The organism is Rhodococcus sp. APC 3903 (assembly GCF_030407755.1).
In the GTDB taxonomy this organism is placed as follows: Bacteria; Actinomycetota; Actinomycetes; order Mycobacteriales; family Mycobacteriaceae; genus Rhodococcus_F; species Rhodococcus_F erythropolis.
In genome coordinates, this window is sequence record NZ_JASDCV010000086.1 from 1 (window position 1) to 1,216 (window position 1,216).

The following is a 1,216-nucleotide window of genomic DNA, read 5'->3' on the forward strand; positions in this document are numbered from 1 at the left end:
TCCTCGGGCGAGGCCGAGCCGTTCGTGCTGCCACGCAATGTGGTTGTCATCGGCCGCGATCGAGCACCGCGGACCGCTCGATCGCTCTGGTGGACACGGCGATGCGCCGGCGCTTCGGATTTGTTCCGCTGCACCGGGCGCAGGAGCCCACGAAATCTTCTCTTGAGACGTTGGCTCAGCGCCCGCCCGTACCTGCAGCGTATTGCGGATCTGCACCTTGCGTTGAATGTTGCGATCGACGATCCGGACGCACCTGTTCTGGCCCTCGTATTTTGATGCGCCCTGGCGGTCCACAGTGTTGGGGGATTGGCGCAGGTGTTTCGGCAGCGCGATCATTGTCGTTGCTCGAGGAAGTTCCATTTCGGTGACCCCCGCAGTGGATCTCGATGTCCGATATGGCCTTGCTGCTCTGGAGAAGTGCCTGACCACCGGTGAATGATCCGGTTACGGTGCCCCTCTTCGAGCGGCCACGATGCGGTTACGGCTGCGGCGGCTGCCTGGTGTGTCGCCCGCGGGTGGCGTTGACGCCGGAGGGCGCTGCAGCGTTCGCGGCCTCTGGGATGGTCACGGTCAGACCCACGAGCACTCCCGGCGTGTTCACATTGACCGCCACTGAAGAAGATCGGTGCCGTGACCGTCGGTGCTCTCACTGTGAGGGTGGGGGCCGAAAACACCGATCAGCCGCGTGATCTTCGATGTGGGGATACGCCGGTGACCCTGCGTGGTGGTCGCAGCACACCGCACTCGCTGACACGGATACCGACCTGGTTGCGGCGTTGGCCGAAGTGTTCGTCGTCGCCGCCGAGCGCGTGGCTGCCCGTGGGTTGCTCTCCGGTTACCGCGAAGTCGAAGACTCGGGCCCGGTCTTGCGCGGACGGCTACGCGCGGGCGATCAGATCACCGGACGATTCTTCGCTCGCACTGCCGGCGGGTGATCCGCTACGACGAATATGGGCGAAGACGTCGCCGAAAACCAGCTGCTGCTCGCCGCCACCGTGATTCTGCTCGGTTCCGCGGTAGTCCCGCCCCGTCTGCAGACGAGGTTGGCCAGGGGTCGCCGCGCCCTCGCAGACGTCACACCGCCCACCGCTGGTGCCGAACCCTCGCCCGCGCGAACGAGATTGAACGAGCGCTACCACTTGGCATTGCAGTTGTCGGAGCTGATCATCGAGCATCGGTCCATCGAGCACCGTATCGGGGCTGTCGTCGTGCGAGG

General features: G+C 65.0%; 2 pseudogenes. Both read left to right on the forward strand.

Features of this window, described 5'->3' with window-relative positions:
- Positions 1-276: pseudogene (locus tag QMA15_RS32615) on the forward strand (hypothetical protein); the annotation flags it as partial.
- Between the two features lie 419 nt (positions 277-695).
- A pseudogene (locus tag QMA15_RS32620) lies at positions 696-1,216 on the forward strand (restriction endonuclease); the annotation flags it as partial.